At 71.7% G+C, this 15,349-nt stretch carries 10 protein-coding genes; 3 read left to right on the top strand and 7 right to left on the bottom strand.

Annotated elements, in window-relative coordinates; genetic code table 11:
• Positions 1 to 41: 41 nt before the first annotated feature.
• The 4 genes from ACLQ2X_RS25820 to ACLQ2X_RS25805 form a co-directional block, all read right to left on the bottom strand.
• Entirely contained in the window at positions 42 to 1,169 is a 1,128-nt protein-coding gene (locus ACLQ2X_RS25820; RefSeq protein ID WP_425683670.1) for a ricin-type beta-trefoil lectin domain protein, read from the bottom strand.
• A gap of 11 nt (positions 1,170 to 1,180) precedes the next feature.
• The gene (locus ACLQ2X_RS25815) at positions 1,181 to 2,959 is read right to left on the bottom strand and encodes a family 43 glycosylhydrolase (protein ID WP_425683669.1); all 1,779 of its coding nucleotides are present in this window, start codon (positions 2,957 to 2,959) and stop codon (positions 1,181 to 1,183) included.
• A gap of 59 nt (positions 2,960 to 3,018) precedes the next feature.
• Positions 3,019 to 5,436, bottom strand: a complete 2,418-nt coding sequence (locus ACLQ2X_RS25810; RefSeq protein WP_425683668.1) for a ricin-type beta-trefoil lectin domain protein — start codon at positions 5,434 to 5,436, stop codon at positions 3,019 to 3,021.
• Between the two features lie 61 nt (positions 5,437 to 5,497).
• Positions 5,498 to 5,815, bottom strand: a complete 318-nt coding sequence (locus tag ACLQ2X_RS25805; protein WP_425683667.1) for an arabinofuranosidase catalytic domain-containing protein — start codon at positions 5,813 to 5,815, stop codon at positions 5,498 to 5,500.
• 740 nt (positions 5,816 to 6,555) lie between these two features.
• Here ACLQ2X_RS25805 and ACLQ2X_RS25800 point away from each other — a divergent pair.
• Together ACLQ2X_RS25800 and ACLQ2X_RS25795 are read left to right on the top strand one after the other, a co-directional pair.
• Complete coding sequence (locus tag ACLQ2X_RS25800) at positions 6,556 to 7,032, top strand: hypothetical protein (RefSeq protein ID WP_425683666.1); 477 nt, start codon at positions 6,556 to 6,558, stop codon at positions 7,030 to 7,032.
• Between the two features lie 45 nt (positions 7,033 to 7,077).
• Positions 7,078 to 8,541 carry an MFS transporter gene (locus ACLQ2X_RS25795; RefSeq protein ID WP_425683665.1) on the top strand — a complete coding sequence of 488 codons (1,464 nt, stop codon included), beginning with the start codon at positions 7,078 to 7,080 and terminating at the stop codon, positions 8,539 to 8,541.
• A gap of 710 nt (positions 8,542 to 9,251) precedes the next feature.
• On the opposite strand, the gene ACLQ2X_RS25790 is transcribed toward ACLQ2X_RS25795, so the two are convergent.
• Both ACLQ2X_RS25790 and ACLQ2X_RS25785 read right to left on the bottom strand, forming a co-directional pair.
• Entirely contained in the window at positions 9,252 to 10,505 is a 1,254-nt protein-coding gene (locus tag ACLQ2X_RS25790; RefSeq protein ID WP_425683664.1) for a helix-turn-helix domain-containing protein, read from the bottom strand.
• 544 nt (positions 10,506 to 11,049) lie between these two features.
• Positions 11,050 to 13,248: an MMPL family transporter gene (locus tag ACLQ2X_RS25785; RefSeq protein WP_425683663.1), complete on the bottom strand. Its 2,199-nt coding sequence runs from the start codon at positions 13,246 to 13,248 to the stop codon at positions 11,050 to 11,052.
• A 121-nt stretch (positions 13,249 to 13,369) separates the two neighbouring features.
• Between ACLQ2X_RS25785 and ACLQ2X_RS25780 the strand changes: the two genes are divergently transcribed.
• Entirely contained in the window at positions 13,370 to 13,936 is a 567-nt protein-coding gene (locus ACLQ2X_RS25780) for a PadR family transcriptional regulator (RefSeq protein WP_425683662.1), read from the top strand.
• Here ACLQ2X_RS25780 and ACLQ2X_RS25775 read toward each other — a convergent pair.
• Complete coding sequence (locus ACLQ2X_RS25775; RefSeq protein ID WP_425683661.1) at positions 13,906 to 15,333, bottom strand: alpha/beta hydrolase family protein; 1,428 nt, start codon at positions 15,331 to 15,333, stop codon at positions 13,906 to 13,908. The genes ACLQ2X_RS25780 and ACLQ2X_RS25775 overlap by 31 nt on opposite strands.
• Positions 15,334 to 15,349: the final 16 nt, after the last annotated feature.

The raw sequence follows: 15,349 nt of genomic DNA, 5'->3' as shown, positions 1-15,349 counted from the left end.
CTGGACGCCTGCGGGCCCCCGGGCCGTCCCTCACCCGGCGGTCAGCTGCGGACGCTCCACAGTTGGTTCGTCCCGCCGTGGCAGTCCCAGATATTGATCTTCGTGCCGTTCGTGGTGCCGTAGTTCGCGGCGTCCAGGCAGCGCCCGGACTGCACGCCGCTGATCGTGCCGTTGGCGTTGAGGTTCCACTGCTGGTTGGGTTGGCCGGTGCAGTCCCAGATGATCACGTTGGTGCCGTTGGCGGTGCCCCGCCCGCTGGCGTCCAGGCACTTGTTGCCCAGCACCTGCAACTGCTTGCCGGCGGTGTAGGTGAAGCGCTGCGGGGTGCCGCCCCAGCAGTCGTAGATCTGCACCTGGACGCCGTTGGTGGCGCTGCCGTTCGGCACGTCCAGGCACCGGCCGGAGCCGGCGCCGACGAGCTGCACGTTCTGGTAGGTGCCCCCGGAACTGCCCGGGGTGCCGATGCTGCCGGGAACGGACTGCAACGCGGCGTACCAGGCGGCGGCCATCCGGTCGTAGCCGGTGGCGGTGGGGTGGACGCCGTCGATCAGGTCACCTGTGGTCAGCGCCGCGTGCTGGTCGACGAGGTGGACGCGTTTGCCGGCGTTGACCTTGGCCTGAACGATGCCGGGGATGGCCGCGTTGAAGGTGCGCGCCGCCGCCTCCTGCCCGGAGTTGGCCAGCGGGATGATCTGCGCCACGAACACGTCGGCGGCCGGCGCGGCGGCGGTGATCCGGTCGATGAGCGTGGAGAGCCGGTTCGGCGCGGTGGAGACCTGGTAGTTCTGCAGGATGTCGTTGGTGCCGATGTGCAGCAGGACGGTGCGCGGCTGGTAGGTGTTCAGCCAACCGGTGATGTTGGCGTCGATCTGGTCGATGCGCCAGCCCGGGTGCCCTTCGTGGTCGTGGTCGCCGAGGTTGCCCGGCCCGTTGAACTGCGAGCCGACGAGGTCGACCCGGTAGCCGGCGGCGGCGAGCCGCTGCCACAGGCCGATCCGGTAGCCGCCGGGAACCTGGGTGCCCTCGGTGATCGAGTCACCGAGCGGCATCACCCGGGTTCCGCCGTTGGACTCCGCCGCGGCCGGCCCGGCCGGGACGAGCAGGCCGGTGAGGGTCAGGGCCAGCCCGGCGACCGCGCCGAGCCACCTCGACCGGGTACGTGTGCGCATGACTGTTCCTCTCAGGGGGTGGTGCAGGTGAACGGCGGGGTCGACGGCGTGCCGTTGGCCAGCAGGCCGAACGTCGTCGAACCGGCGGCCGGCAGGGACCCGTTGTAGGACGTGTTGCGGACGGTCGCGGTGGAGCCGCTGGTGCTGAGCGTGCCGTTCCAGACCTGGCTGATGCTCTGGCCGGGGTTCAGGCCCCAGCGCACCGTCCAGCCGCTGATCGCCGAGGCGCCGGCGGTGACGGTCACCTCGCCCTGGAAGCCGCCGTCCCAGGTGTTCGTGGTGCGGTAGCTCGCGGCGCAGGCGTCACCTGTGGGCGGCGGCGTGGTGGGGGGCGGGGTGGTCGGCGGCGGGGTGGTCGGCGGCGGCGTGGTCGGCGGCGGGCTGGTGGGCGGCGTGCCGCCGTCGCCGGTGGTGAACCGCCAGTGGTCGACGTTGAACAGCGAGCCGCTGCCGCCGGTGAATCGCAGGTAGAGGTCGTGGGTGCCGGTGGCGCCGCTGACCGCGCAGGTGGTGTCGGCCCAGGTCTGCCAGCCGCCGGTGCCGGAGACCCGGCAGGTGCCGACCAGGGGCCCGCTGACGCCGTCCAGGCGCAGCTCGATCGTGCCGCCGCTGCCCGCCGAGGCCACCCGCGCGGTGTACGAGGAGGCGCCGGTCCCGAACGCCACGCCCTTGACCTTGAGGTAGTCCCCGTTGTCGATCCAGCCGACGTTCCGCCCGCCGGCGGAGGCCGCTTCGGTCTCCACCCCGGCGCTCCAGGCCGCCGTCTCGGCCTCCTGCCGCACGTACGGGTTCAACGTGCCGACCTGCGGGGCGCCCGTGGTGGACATGGTGATGGTCGGCAGCGAGCCGTCTGTGCCGTAGCTGAACTTCTCCACCGCCACCGACCGGGTGAAACCGCCGCCGCCGGGCAGCGCGCCGTTGTGGTAGAAGAAGTACGAGCCGCCCTTGAAGTCGATCACCCCTGGGTGGTTGGTGAAGCTGCTCCCCTGGGTCGGCATGACCGTCCCGCGGTAGGTCCACGGTCCGAGCGGCCCGGGGGCGGTGGAGTAGGCGATGAACTCCGAGCAGCACTTGGCCGCGAAGACCAGGTAGTACAGGCCGTTGCGCTTGTAGACCCACGGCCCTTCCTCGTAGAGCGTGGGTCGGTTCGCGTCCCCGGTGCGGGCGCCGAAGCCGGCGGTGGTGAGCGGGATCTGCGTCGGGCTGCCCGAGTACGAGATCATGTCCGCGTTCAGCTTCACGTACCACAGGCGCGGGTTGCCCCAGTACAGGTATGCCTGGCCGTCGTCGTCGACGAACACGGTGGGGTCGATCTCGCCGTTGCTGACCAGGGGCCGCCCGATGGCGTCACGGAACGGCCCGGTCGGGCTGTCGGAGACCGCCACGCCGATGCCCATCTGCCCGGTCGCCCGCACCGTCATGGGCACGTACCAGTAGAACTTGCCGTTGCGGTAGACGGCCTGGCCGGCCCACGCGTCGGACTTCGCCCAGGAGAAGGTGCCGATGTTCAGCGGCGAACCGTGGTCGGTCCAGTTCACCATGTCGTCGGAGGACCAGACGCGCCACTCGTTCATGGTGAACCAGGTGGAGTTGTCCTCGTCGTGGCCGGTGTACAGGTAGACCCGACCGTTGTGAACGAGCGGCGCCGGGTCGGCGGTGTAGATGGTCTGCACGATGGGGTTGTCCGCCCGGGCGATGGCCGGGAAGAGCCCCACCAGCGCGAGCAGGCTGGCGAGCAGGGCGATCCGGCGCCGGGTCCGACCGGGTCGGGCCGATGGGGACGGGGACATGGTGGTGATCCCTTCACACAGGGTGGACGGGCGGGTGCCGGTCGACGGCGGTGGCGTGCTCACGCCCGCCCCCACTTCTGGCCGGCGGCGCCGGTGCAGGTCGACAGCACGATCGGGGTTCCGCTTGCGGTCCCGCCGTTGTTCGGGCTCAGGCACAGTCCGGACTGGACGCCGGTGATGGTGCCGTCGGTGTTGACGTTCCACTGCTGGTTGGTGCCGCCGTTGCAGTCCCAGATGATGACCCGGGTGCCGGACGAGGTCCCCTGGCTCTCGGCGTCCAGGCACTTGTTGCCGTACACCTGGAGTTGCCGGGTGGTGGTCGCCGTCCACTGCTGGTTGGCGCCGCCGTTGCACTCCCACAACGTCACCTGCGTGCCGTTGGTCTGGGACTGGTTCGGCACGTCCAGGCACCGGCTGGAGGTGGTGTTCAGCAACGCTCCGGTGGAGCCGCCGGGGTTGCCGCCGGGGCCGGCGACGACGGACAGGTTGTCGAACTGCGCGGTTCCGCCCTGGCTGGTGCCGAAGCCGACCTGCCCGGAGCCGAACGTGGTGTCGGTGACCGTGCCGACGGTCGTGCCGTCGACGCGCGCGGTGATGGTGCCGCCGGAGAAGCCCAGCGCCAGGCTGTGCCAGCGGTTGGTGCCCAGCGCCGCGACGGTGCCGGAGCGCAGGGTGACCAGTTGCCCGGCGGTGTTGTTGCGCAGGATCGACCACGAGCCGGTGTCGGTCACCCGCAGGAAGTAGCCGTTGTAGCGACCGATCGGGTCGAGGTTCGTGGTGCCGACGTGGCCCATCAGTTGGGCGTAGCCGGCCTGTTCGAGCAGCACGTCGGCGGTGAGCGTGTAGTTGCCCCAGCTCAGGTTGCCGCCGTAGGTGGCCGGGTCGGCGAGGGTCTTCCAGGTGATGGGTGCCTGGGCGGACATCTGGCGCAGGCACGTGCCGCCCCGCCCGCCGCCGCAGGTCACGGTCTCGAAGGCGCCCTGCATGTCCTGGAGGTACTTCGGCTGCCGGCCGGTGGCGTACCCGTCGAAGTCGTCCTGGTAGGGCAGGTTCAGCGTCCCCTGGGCGGGGCTGGTGGCGGTGCCCTTGCCGGCGCCGGTCGTGGTGGTGACGGTGTAGAGGTGGCCGGGTTGCAGGGTCAGCGAGTACGCCCCGCCGGACGGGCTGATGTCGGCGGTGCGTACGAAGAAGTCATTGGGGTTCGAGGAGTTCAGGTTGGTGTCCCAGACGTGCACCTGGCCGGTGGACAGCCCGCCGGTGACGTTGACGGTGAGCTGCTGCGCCGCGGTGGCGTCCATGGTTTCGATGATCGTGCTGTAGTCGCTGTTGTTCGGCGACTTCAGCGAGACGTAGCTGCCGTTGTTCCGGTTGCCCCCGAGGTAGCCCGACGAGGAGTCGAGGTAGCGCCAGCCGGGTGCGGTGAACTGGGTGGTGTGGGCCAGGGCCCAGGTGTTCTTGCCGACCGCGTACCAGCCGGACCACGGCTGGTTGGCCAGGATCAGCCCGACGGTGGACCACGGCAGGTTGGGGGTGATCGCGGCGATGAGGTCCCAGTTGAGGTAGGCGACCATCCGACCGTCGAGGTAGCCGCGGTTGATGCCGCGGGCCAGCGGTTTGGCGCCGTCGTTGTAGTCCTGGGAGCCGCCCTCGCTGTTCCACAGTGTCTTGCCGGTGCTGGTGGCGGTGGACGACACCGGGCAGGAGGTCTGCGCGCTGAGGTAGCCGCACGGGTAGTGGCCGCTGAGCACGTCGATGCTGTTGCGTAGCGTGGTGTTGGTGGCGACCGCGTTGGCCGGGCCCCAGCTGCCCGGGTAGTCGTCGCCGTAGATGATCTTCACGCCGCCGTAGCCGTTGTTGTTCAGCGCCTGGCGCAGGCTGATGGTCCAGTTCGCGTCCGTGCGCTTCTCGTTCTGGGCGGCGGTGATGTAGTCCATGGTGAGGTTGTGCTGGCGCGCGCAGCCCAACCAGTCGACGAAATAGTTGATCATGTCCTGGGACATGAAGTTGCCGTTGCCGATCCATCCCGGTGCGCCCCAGGGCAGCGCCGCCAGCTTGATGGCGGGGTTGCGGGCCTTGGCCTGCTCCATGATCCACCACTGGTAGCCACGGTTGCAGTTCAGGTCGCCCCGGACGTGCTCGTGGCTGGGCTCCGAGCCGCTCGTCGAGTTGGTGTCCCCACCCATCTCGACCTTGAGGACCTGCAGCGCGGCGCCGTATCCGGGCTTGAACAGGTAGTCGAGGATCTGACCGCGCTGCGGCTCGGGGTAGTCGATGAGCAGCCGGCTGTTGCCACCGCCGCCGCTGACCGCGCCCACCCCGTCGAAGACCAGCCCGCCGGAGGAGCCGTTCACGGTGATCGAGGTGGCGGCCTGCGCCGGGCTCGGCGCGGCAACGGTCAGACCCCCGGCGACCAGGAGCGCGGCGGCGAACGCCGCGACCGGGCGCGGGAGGTGGAGCAGGTGTCTCGGTCCCACCATGACGGGTCCCTTCGGTGTGTTCCGGATCTTCCGGCCGCGTCGTGGGGCGCGGCGGCGTGGGTCAGCGGTAGCCCGTGGCCACGATGTCGGCCTGGACCGCGTTCTCGGTCGCGTCGGACGGATAGCCGGAGACCATCGCGCCCTCGTAGAAGGTGCCGGCGCTGAGGTTGGCGCCCCCGCCGGGTCTGCAGCAGTCCCCGCCGCTGCCCAGGATGATCGCGCCCTGCTTGCGCATCGGGCTGTAGTCGGGCGGCAGCGACCCGTCGTAGAGCGCGAAGAGGCTGCCGGCCTGGGCGTTGCTGCCCTTGGGAGATGACCATGACGGCTCCTCGGGTACGCGGGTCTCCGGCAGCGCCCGGATCGACGTGGAGCCGCGCATTGAGTTGGCATCGTTCGGCGGAGCGGGTGGGCGCTCGCATCGGGGGGCACAGTCGACGCCGACGTCACCCCCGGCGGGGCGACAACCGCGTGGACGGCGACACCGCAGGTGCCGACGGCAGTGCCCGCCGGACGCTGATGTTATCGCAAACATCGACGTCAGTCACTAACATGTTTCGTCGCGAGATCCGCCGAGCCCTCGCGGAAACACGCACCCGGGGAACTGTCGGTGGGTGAACCGGAGCGGTAAAGTCATGGACGGCCGACGTTGTTATCGATAACAGGCATCGGCTGCGGGAGTCTCCATCCCCCGGACGCCACGGGCAGCGTCCGCGCACCGGCGCAGTCCGGCGCGTGCCACCACGGGCGCGCCGGAACCGCGTCCGGCCACCGGCGCAGGATGGCGAGGAGTCCTCCCGATTCACGTGCCAAAAGACCGCCCGATCCGGGGTGCGGTCACCGGTAGGACCACGAGCGCCCTGGCCGCGCCCATCCGGTTCCACGGCTCGTCTGTGGCGCCCGGTGATGAGATGCTTCTCCCGGGTGCCATCGGGCACAGTGGATGGCTCAGCGAGCCGCACGATTCCGACCTGCGAAAACGCGATACCGCAGGCCGGGACGCATGCGCAGGCGGTGGGGCGGTCCCACTTCCGCGGGTCGGTTGACATGGCACTGTGTCAGGTCCAAGAATGGGCAACGATCAACCTGGCACAGTGTCAGGTTCGCCGACCGGGAGGCACTATGCCCGCTCCGACGCTTGCCCTGTCCAAAAAGTCGCAGCGCATCGCCGGCCTCCTGTTGTTGTCGATCGTGGGCGTCGAGGCCGGCGGCTATTACATGACAAAGGTGGCCCGCGGGCAGGAACAGGTCACCGAGTTCCAGGAGAACTTCTCCCGCGCCGGACACGCGCACGCCGGCGTCCTCGTCACGCTCGCGCTGATCATGGTCGTGGTCGCCGACGCGACCTCTCTGCGCGGCCCGCTCGGCTACATCGCCCGCCTCGGCGTGCCGTTGGCGGCCATCCTCATGCCGGCCGGCTTCTTCCTGTCCTCCACCGGCGCCGGCACCACCGAGCCGAACGGCGCGATCGTCCTGCTCTGGCTCGGCGCGGTCAGCCTCGCCGTCGGCGTGGTCTCGCTCGGCCTGGCCCTGGTCGCCTCCGGGTTCCGCCGAGACCCGAACCCCGCGACACCCGAATCGAACGCCACGCATTCCTGAGGCCGCGCCGGCTCCGCCGACGCCATGCATGAGGAGTCCACCCCGGTGCAGCAGACGTACCCTCGACGCTGGCTGGCCCTGATCGTCCTGGCCCTCGTCCAGTTCATGATCGTCGCGGACAACACCATCGCCAACGTCGCGCTGCCCAGCGTGCAGGCCGACCTCGACATGCCGACCGACCACGGCGCGTGGGTCATCAACGGCTACCTGCTGACCGCCGGCGGCCTCGTACTGCTCGGCGGCCGCCTCACCGATCTGCTCGGGCGGCGTCGCCTCTTCGTCATCGGCACCGTCGTCTTCGCCGCCTCCTCGCTGGCGTGCGGCCTGGCGCCGGGGGGCGGCTGGCTCATCGTCGCGCGGTTCGTGCAGGGATGCGGCGAGGCCCTCGCCTCGCCCGCGGCCCTCTCCCTCATCGCGGTGATGTTCACCGACAGCGCCGAGCGCGGTAAGGCGCTCGGGGTCTGGGGTGGTCTCAGCGGCCTCGGCGCGACGGCCGGCGTGCTGCTCTCGGGCATCCTCACCGACACGCTGGGCTGGCGGTGGATCTTCTACATCAACCTGCCGATCGCGGCCGCCGCGCTGCTGTTCACGTCCGCCGCGCTACCCGCCGACCGGCCGCGCGACCGGACGGCCGGGCCCGTCGACATACCCGGCGCGGCACTTGTCACCGGGGGCGTCACCGCACTGGTCTACGGGCTGCTCGCCTCCGCCGAGCACGGCTGGACCGACCCGCTCATCGTCGCCGCCATGCTGGTGGGGGCCGCGGCCCTGACGGCCTTCGTCGTGGTCCAGCGCCGCGCCCCGCTCCCCCTCGTACCGCGCGGGTTCTTCACCAACCGCGTACGCGTCGGCGGGAACCTGGCAGCCGTCTTCCTCATCGGCGTGATGGCCGCCCTGTTCCTGCTGCTCACGCTCTATCTACAGCAGGTGCGCGCCTACTCGCCGCTGCGGAGCGGCCTGGCCTACCTGCCGTTCTGCATCATCTTCGTCGCGGCGATAGGGCTCAGTTTTCTGATCACCGCGCGCATCGGCAGCCGGGCCACGCTGCTCACCGCGTTCGCCTCCGCGGCTGCGGGCATGCTCTGGCTCAGCCGCCTGACGCCGCAGTCGTCCTACCAGTCCGAGCTCCTGCCCGCCCTGCTGGTGCTCGCGGTCGGCTTCGGCCTGGGATTTCCCGGCCTGCAGATCGCGGCCCTGCACCGGCTCACCGATACCGACGCGGGTCTCGGTGCCGGTGTGCAGACGGCGGTCCAAGCCCTCGCCAACGCCCTCGGCATCGCCGTGTTCCTCAGCATCGCCCTGCACGTGGCCGGTCCGACGGGGGATCCGACCGCCGGGTACGCCGCCGCGTTCCTCGCGTCGGTGGTCGGCCTCGCGCTCGGTGCCGCGATCGTCGTGTTCACCATCCCCCGTCGGCTCGACACCGCGACGGCCGCGGCCGAGGAGTCAGGGTTGAGCGATGCCCCCTCCGGGGTGGCCGGCCCCGACCGGTCCGTCCGATCGCGCTAGCGGCACCGGCGCGGCCGGGTCGAGGACCTCAGGTCGTCGACCCGGCGCACCGCGCCGTGAACGGTCCTGGGCAGCCACCTGTCGACGGGGCGGCCGCCTCATGCACATCGCGCGGCGAGAATGACATTGAGGCGGCTGGATGCGAATATTGTTCATCAGCATCGCGTCGGCAGGTCGCGTCCAGTATGATCAAGCCCGCAGGTTAGGGCCCATTAATGGCGAAAAGAGTCATCGGCCACACACCCCCGACGGGCAGTCTGGTAACAATTTCGCGCTCGATCATGCACTACCCGCCAGTAGGAGTTACCGCGGTATCTGTGCACTTCCGGTGGGTCGACGGAGGTGGGGAAGCACTGCCACGAGGCCTGTTCACCCGCGATCAGATGTGTTTCAATTCACCTTGTTCATAATCCACTGTGGTCAGAACTGGGCTGCGTGCTGGCAAAACCGGGAGAACAGTGATCGGCGTAGCCGTTACCTGCCATATTGACCGTGCGCCACACGCCTGGCGTAACGAATCCGTTAATTACCGGCCAGTAGCATTTACGACGCCAGTCGATATCGAACGTGCAAACAATCTTCCCGCCAGGGCCGGCGGCCGGGCGGCGACCGCCGCACCCGCTCGCCGGGAGCGGCGGCGGCGGCGGCGCACGACAGTCACCGTGGAACGCCTGTCGACGCCCACACCGGCGTGCACCGCCCCTGCCCCGCTACGACGGGTCGCGCCTCGCGAGTGCCATGTCGGCGATCAGCTGCCAGGCCTCGGCGGCCAGGTCCATCGCGCCCGCCTCCTGCAACTCCTCCGCCACGGCACGCAGGTCGGCAAGGGATCTGTCCCACTCGCCGAGCGCGGCACGCAGGCGGGCGGCAAGCATGCGGGTGCGGGTGCGGTCGCGGAAGGACAGCAGTTCGCTGCGGTCGAGGGCGGCCTCGCAGTGGGCAACCGCCTCGGCATGACGGCCCTCCTCGGCCGCGAGGCGCGCCTCGCTGACGTCGAGCTGGACTTCGTACACCGGGATCGCCGTCAGGCGCAGCACGAGCGCTGCCTGCCGGTACGACGCACGCCACTGCTCGGGCACGGGCTCGCCGGCACGTTGCCGGATCGGCACCGCGGCGAGCCGCAACCGGGCCCAGGTGATGAGGTCCTCGCCGTTGGACAGCCCGTCCATCGCCTGCGTGATCAGCTCGACCGCCTCCCGGTGGCGGCCCCGGCTGGACAGCGTCGTCGCCGCCGCCCAGCGCGCCTGGGCGCGGGTCGTCGCGGGCACCTCCTCGTCGAGCAGGCCCAACAGCTCCTCCGCGTGCCGGGTGGCCTCCGTCGCGCGACCGATCTCCACCTCGTTGGCGATGAGGGCGATCAGGCACTGGACCCGCAGATCCGTGGCGAGATCGTGGTCCCGGGTGAGGTCGTACGCCTCCCGCGCCGCCGCGTACGCGGGCACGATCTCGCCGGCCAGCCGCAGACAGTTGCTCATGCCGTGCTTGGCCAGCGCGAGCAGGTACGGCGCGTCGGCCTTCACCGCGAGCTGGACCAGCGCCTCCTGCTGCTGCCGCCACTCGGACAGCATGCCGAGGTCGGACAGGGCGGTGATCAGCGCACGTCGCAGCGACCAGGCCAGCGACAGGGGCGCGTTCTCGGCGCGACCCAGCGCCTCGGTGAAGGCACGCACGGCCCCCACCCGGTCGCCGATGGACAGGCAGATCTGCCCGTCCGACAGCAGCCGGGCCAGTTCGGCCTCCCGGTTCCCGGTGAACGCGGTGATCTCCACGCCGAGTCGCTGCGCGAGCAACTGCGCGACGTGCGGTGTGACCGCCCGGCGCCCACTCTCGATGCGCGAAACATAGCTCGACGACAGGCCGCGCTCGTCGGCGAGATCTGTCTGCTTCAACCCGCGTTGCTGGCGAAGGCGCTTGAGCCGTTCACCGAAGGCGGGCTGCGGAAGGAAATCTTGTTCGTCCACCATGACAGGTCGGGGGAGGCCTCTCGTGAAGTTGTATCACAACATCCAGACGCCCCAGGCAACGCTGCACGGGGCGACACCGTACGCCATCGGGGTGACCCCGCGCCAGGGACCGGCGCGGCCCCCGGTGGCTCTGGGGGACATCGAGTGGCCCTGACACCCGTCGCACGGCAACCAGAATCATGACACCTGCTGAACACGGCGTGCGGCACCCCTGGTAACCCCTCCCGGCCGTCGGCATCTCCCTCCGCGGGACAAGCATGCCGCCGACCCGTCGGGCGAGCCGGCTTCGGCCCTGCCGGGTGTGGTCGCCGAACGCCGGTCGGTTCCGGCGCCGCGCCCCGGTGTGGCTCCGGCCCGGCGGTGCACCGGGGCGGAACCGACCGGAGACCTGCCGTCCGCGGACGGTCGCCAGGCACCTCACACGCCTCCCCCGGGTCGGGGCGACGCCGGTGTCCGGCCCGGCTGACCGCCGTCGGTTCCCTGGTGCGGGGCACCGGCCGGCCCCGGCCCGCGGTCACGGGTCGCCGACCGGCCGGCGGAGGGGTCACGAGCCCGTGGGGTGCGGAGGCTGCCGCTGCCTGCGCGCGGGCGCGTGCAGGCGCGCAGCCGCGGCCGGCGACGGCGGTGCCGACAGCGAGGCGGACGGCGGACCCTGGGCCGGGGTGTCCCGGACTCCGGTCAGGCGACCCGGCCACCAGATGAAGCGACCGACGTCCGCGAACAGGGCGGGCACCAGGAGCGTTCGAACGATGAGCGTGTCGAGCAGGACACCGAAGGCGACCGTGAAGGCCAGCTCCACCATCAGCACCAGCGGGATCACCGCGAGCGCCGCGAACGTCGCGGCGAGGACGACGCCCGCGGACGTGATGACACCGCCGGTGACCGCGAGGCCGCGGGCCACACCGCGCCGGGTGCCGAACCGGGCCGACTCCTCCCGGACGCGGCTGACCAGGAAGATGTTGTAGTCGACGCCCAGTGCGACCAGGAAGACGAACGCGTGCAGCGGGAACGTCGAGTCGACACCGGGGAACCCCAGCAGATCCTGGAAGACGACCGTCGACACGCCGATCGCGGCGAGGAACGACAGCACCACGGTGGCAAGCAGCAGCACGGAGGCGACCAGGGCGCGCAACAACAGGAGGATGATCACGAAGACGACCACCAGCAGCACCGGGATGACGACGCGGTCCGCGCGGGCGGTGGCGTCGAAGTCCACGTCCACGGCGGTCGTGCCGCCGACCTTCGCCGACGCGCCCGGTATCGCGTGCACGGCGGAGCGCAGCGCCAGGACGGCGTCGGTGGCGGCCTGGCTGTCCGGTGCCACGGCGAGGGTCACGTCGGCCCGGGCCAGTCCGTCGACGACGGTCGGAGCGGCGCCCCCGCGGGAGAACGGGACCACCTCCGCCACGTCGGGCACCTCTCGCGCGGCGGCGACCACGGCGGGCAGGGCGTCGGCGTCGGCGACCACGATGACCGGGCTGCCGCTGCCGGCCGGGAAGTGCTCGGCGAGCACCTGCTGGCCCACCGTGGACTCGGTGTTGCCGGCGATCAGCATCTCGGTGGCGCTGAGACCGTCGGCGTCGATGCGCAGCACCCCGAGCGAGAGCACGGCCAGCACGACGGCGGTGCCGGCCCACACCGCGCGCGGGCGCCGGCCGACGAGGGCGACGACCCGGGCCCAGCGGCCCGCACCGTCGGTGGTGGCGCCGGACGCGGCCGGTCGGCGCGGCCAGAAGGCGGCCGGGCCGAGCAGTGCCAGCACCGCGGGCAGGAACGTCAGCATGGCCACGACGGCGCAGGCGATGCCGATGGCGCCGGCCGGGCCGAGTTGCCGGTTGAGGCCGAGGTCGCTGAGGAGCAGGCAGAGCAGGCCGAGCGCGATCGTGCCCGCGCTGGCGACGATCGGCCCGGCGGAGGCGCGCAGAGCAGCACGCAGGGCGACGTGCCGGTCGGGGGCCACGCGCAGTTCCTCGCGGTAACGGGCGATGAGCAGCAGCGCGTAGTCGGTCGCGGCGCCGATCACCAGGACGCTGAGGATGCCCTGCACCTCGGAGCCGAGCGCCAGCACGCCCCGGTCGGCGAGCAGATAGATGACCCCCTGGGTGACGCCCAGGGCGGTGCCGGCGACGGCCAGCACCACGAACGGCAGGAGCGGGCTGCGGTATACCAGCACCAGGATCACCAGGATCACCGCGGCGGTGATGAGGAGCAGCATCAGGTCGATGGCGCCGAGCGCGTCCTGCACGTCGGCCTGGACACCGGCCGGACCCGTCACGTGGGCGCTCAGCCCCGGGCGGTCGACCACGAGCTCGCGCAACCGCTCGACGTGCGGCGTGATCTTGGTCTCGTCCGTGCCCGAGAAGAGCAGGACGACCCGCGCCGCACGACCGTCCTCGGCGATCTCCGGGCCGATCGGTGGAGCCGCGAGGTGCGGGCCGAGCGCGGCTCCGACGGCCTGCACGTCGGCGGCGACGGCCGCACGGTCGGCGTCGTCGAGGGCGGTGCCGCCCGCGTCGTAGACCAGAACGGCCGGCATCGCCTCGGGCTCCCCGAAGCGCTGCATCAGGTCGAGGACCTCGGTGGCCTCGGCGGACCTCGGCAGATAGGCCGCGGCGCCGCTCTCGACCACCTCGCCGAGCTTGCCGGCCAGCGGTCCGAGAAGGCCGCCGGCGGTCAACCAGGCCACGATCAGGAGGGCCGGGATCAACCAGCGGCGGGTCCGGACACGACGTGAATCGGGCATGCGCCCTCCTTGAGATGGCGGTGCCCGCGGGCGGGCACGACCTGTCTAAGTGGAAGGTTACCGTAATCAGGCTAGACCTGACACAATGAGAGGTCAAGGCGCCACCTCGACGGAGAACGACATGTCATCTCGCAACCTGAACGCCACCGCGGCCTCCCTGCTCGGCTTCCTGCAAGAAGGGCCGCTGACCGGATGGGATCTCGTCGCCGCTGCCCAGCAGCGCATCGGGGACTTCTGGTCGCTCACCCAGAGCCAGGTCTACCGGGAGCTCGCGTCGATGGCAGCCGTCGGCCTGATCGAGGCGGGGGAACGCGGCCCGCGGGACCGACGACCGTATTCGATCACCGACACCGGGCGGGCCGCGTTCACCGCCTGGCTCAGCCGCACCCCGGACGACGAGACGATCCGGTTCCCGCTTCTGCTCACCGTGCTCTTCGGCCGGCACCTGCCCCCCGGCCGACTGGCCGAGATCGTGGCGGAGCACCGCAAGCTGCACGCCGAGCGCCTGGCGGCGTACCAACAGGCACGCGAGCAACTCGTCGGCGGGCCGGTCGACCCCCACCAACTCGCGCCGCTGGAGTTCGGCATCCGGTACGAGGCGGCGGCCCTGGCCTGGTTCGACGACCTGCCCGCGGAGATCCGCACCGGGGAGCGCCCTCACCAGCGCGGCGCGAACAACTCCCAGTAGGCGGCCAACCCGAGCGCGGCCGTCGCGGCGACGCCCCCGCCGGCGAGCGCGACCACGCCGGAGGGGCCCGGCCGCCACCCCGACCGCCGGGCCCCCACGACGGCGTCGGCCGCCGCCACCGCAGCCAACACGGCACCCACCGCGCTCCCCCGCACCAGCAGCCACATTCCGTGCGAGACCGCCGGCGGGGCGTCGACGAAGCCGAGCCCCACGAAGGTGCCCACACCCGCGTTGATGCCCACCGCCGTACCGACACCCGCCCACGCGGCCCGCCGCACGGCCCGCCCGGCCCGGGAGCCCGCCGGCCCGGCGGACGCGGACGACCGGCGCACCGCCACCAGGGCCGTCGACGCGCCGGCCAGGAGCGCCAGGTGGGCCCCCAGAACCACAGGCGCGCTGCCGTACGCCGGCACCGGCGGCTCGGTGGCCACCTCCGCCTGCTCCGGCGCGGCCCCCGCGACGGTCGGGCCCGCGGTCGCGGAACCCGGCAGGCCGGCGATCCAGGAGACCATGGTGTCGAAGTACCCGTCGGCGTACCGCCCGCCGATCTTCATGCCGTGGTCGGCCCCCGGGAAGAACCGGACCGTGCACGGTGCCGTCACCGTGTCGACCAGCACCCGCGCGCTCTGCGCGGGCGGCACGGCCCGGTCGGCGGAACCGTACAGGGCCAGCACCGGTTGGGTGAGACCGCGCAACGCGGGCAGCGGGTCGTGATCGGTGTAGCCGGTGCCGCCCATCGCCGTCGCCCGGGCGGCGAGCCGGCGGGCGCCCGCCGGTGCGTGCTGCCTGCGTAGCCGGTCGTCGACCGCCCAGGAGAGCTGCGCCCCGGGCGACGTCGTCGGGGCGTTGACCAGGATCGCGAACGCGACGGATGGCTCGCGGGCGGCGGCCAGCGGGACGACCCAGCCGCCCTCACTGACCCCCCACAGCCCGGCCCGCTGCGGGTCCACGTCGGGGCGGGCACGCAGGACCCGCAGCAACGCGAGCGCGTCCTCGGCCAGTTGCCCGTAGTCGCGTCGGACGAAGGAGTAGCCGGCCGTCCGCTTGTCGAACACGAGTGCGACGACGCCCGCGCGGGCGAGTCGGTCGGCCTGGTCGGTCAGCCCGGCGCGGGTGGCGGGACCACCCCCGGGCACCAGCACGACCGCCGGATGCCGGCCCGGCGTCGTCGGGGAATGCACCGTGGCGCGCAGCGTCGTACCCGCGACGCCGACCGAGAGGTCGGTGGTCACCGGCGGCGCCGCCGGTGCGGCAGGTGCGGACGGCAGGGACGGCAGCCCGGCGAAGTCGGCGGTGAACCGCGGCCGCTGCCAGGTCGGGGCCAGGACCGCGCCGGCGGCCCCGAGCGCGGCCACCGCCGCCGCGGTCGACAGCAGCAGAGTACGACGACGTGCCACAGATCGGTCTCCATTC

It is taken from the genome of Micromonospora sp. DT31, from assembly GCF_049841795.1.
In the GTDB taxonomy this organism is placed as follows: Bacteria; Actinomycetota; Actinomycetes; order Mycobacteriales; family Micromonosporaceae; genus Micromonospora.
This window is presented reverse-complemented; position numbering and strand designations above follow the sequence as displayed.

Excerpts from the sequence above, each read along its gene's own strand:
- ACLQ2X_RS25785 (WP_425683663.1), bottom strand. The coding sequence starts at position 13,248 with ATGCCCGATTCACGTCGTGTCCGGACCCGCCGCTGGTTGATCCCGGCC.
- ACLQ2X_RS25805 (WP_425683667.1), bottom strand. The coding sequence starts at position 5,815 with ATGCGCGGCTCCACGTCGATCCGGGCGCTGCCGGAGACCCGCGTACCC.
- ACLQ2X_RS25780 (WP_425683662.1), top strand. The coding sequence starts at position 13,370 with ATGTCATCTCGCAACCTGAACGCCACCGCGGCCTCCCTGCTCGGCTTC.
- ACLQ2X_RS25810 (WP_425683668.1), bottom strand. The coding sequence starts at position 5,436 with ATGGTGGGACCGAGACACCTGCTCCACCTCCCGCGCCCGGTCGCGGCG.
- ACLQ2X_RS25815 (WP_425683669.1), bottom strand. The coding sequence starts at position 2,959 with ATGTCCCCGTCCCCATCGGCCCGACCCGGTCGGACCCGGCGCCGGATC.
- ACLQ2X_RS25800 (WP_425683666.1), top strand. The coding sequence starts at position 6,556 with ATGCCCGCTCCGACGCTTGCCCTGTCCAAAAAGTCGCAGCGCATCGCC.
- ACLQ2X_RS25820 (WP_425683670.1), bottom strand. The coding sequence starts at position 1,169 with ATGCGCACACGTACCCGGTCGAGGTGGCTCGGCGCGGTCGCCGGGCTG.
- ACLQ2X_RS25790 (WP_425683664.1), bottom strand. The coding sequence starts at position 10,505 with ATGGTGGACGAACAAGATTTCCTTCCGCAGCCCGCCTTCGGTGAACGG.